This is a genomic window from Oleiphilus sp. HI0066 (genome assembly GCF_001635725.1).
Window position 1 is genome coordinate 1 of the sequence record NZ_LWFH01000746.1, and the last position, 617, is coordinate 617.

Consider the following 617-nt stretch of genomic DNA (forward strand, 5'->3'; position numbering starts at 1 on the left):
GCTGTTCGATAGTTGGTTCTAATGCGTCTAGAACACGCCGAGGCTCGTTCAGTTTAAGATTGGTTGCCATATATACTTGGGTCGCCAGCGGGCTTGCCGTCTCTGGATCAACCACATCATCTAAGTAACGCGCTGCGGCTTCGGTATCGCCCTGCATGTAACTGATAATACCCAGCACCTGACGTGAACGAGTATGACCAGGATACTGCTCTACTAACTTCTCAAGCTTCTCTTTAGCTTGATCTAAACGATTCTCTTGAAAATCGGCCAAGGCTTCTTGGAAAGTATCATTTGCTTCGGTTGCGCCTGGAAATGCTTCAGAGAGAAGCTTTGTATAAATGTAGGCTTCGTTCGCGCGACCTTGTCTTGTAAGCACATAAGACAAACGCTCAAGCGTGAGTACACGATCAGGGAGCATTTGGTCGCTGGTCGGCAAAACAGACAGCAATTCACTTAAGGTTGATTCAGCATTCTCTAACTGATTTTCAGAAATCTCGATACCAGCTTTCAGCAATTGTGCTTTCGGGAACGCTTCGTCGTCAGCACTGACTTTTTCTACTAACACGAGCGCTGCAGGCATTTGACCTTCTAAGGCATTAAGCGTTGCCATACCGACA

At 47.0% G+C, this 617-nt stretch carries 1 protein-coding gene; it reads right to left on the reverse strand.

All coding sequences use genetic code 11. The annotated features are described in order from the left end of the window. On the reverse strand, positions 1-617 hold a 617-nt coding region (locus tag A3738_RS09075; RefSeq protein ID WP_156504132.1), incomplete at both ends, for a DUF6584 family protein.